The sequence below is a fragment of the Dellaglioa sp. CoH-57-MRSF-17 genome, from assembly GCF_056782015.1.
Genome location: NZ_JBXAXY010000128.1, coordinates 1 through 278, shown reverse-complemented (window position 1 = coordinate 278; position 278 = coordinate 1). Strand labels below are relative to the sequence as shown.

Below are 278 nucleotides of genomic sequence, written 5' to 3'. Positions count from 1 at the left end.
GTCACCAAAAGGTTGATAGCTTCGCAAATTCTGTCAAAGCAGGTTTTTGATGATTCCGTAAGTACCGCTAACGAAGCTGTGAAGAAGGTCGATGTAAATCATCCGGACTACGAACACGTTAATCACCCGACACACTACAACTCCCATCCGTCTGGAATCGAGATAATTGATCTTGTGGAGCTGATGACGTTCAACACTGGCAACGCCGTGAAGTATGCTGCGCGTCGTAGTGAGAATTGAAAAGCCGCACAAGACTTGGACAAGACAACCTTGCCTAC

1 protein-coding gene is annotated in these 278 nt (G+C 46.8%); it reads left to right on the top strand.

Annotated features, from left to right (window positions below; all coding sequences use genetic code 11):
• Positions 1 to 240, top strand: a 240-nt coding sequence (locus AC1RPJ_RS08135; protein ID WP_481762902.1) for a DUF3310 domain-containing protein, incomplete at its 5' end; no start/stop codon positions are given.
• Positions 241 to 278 lie beyond the last annotated feature (38 nt).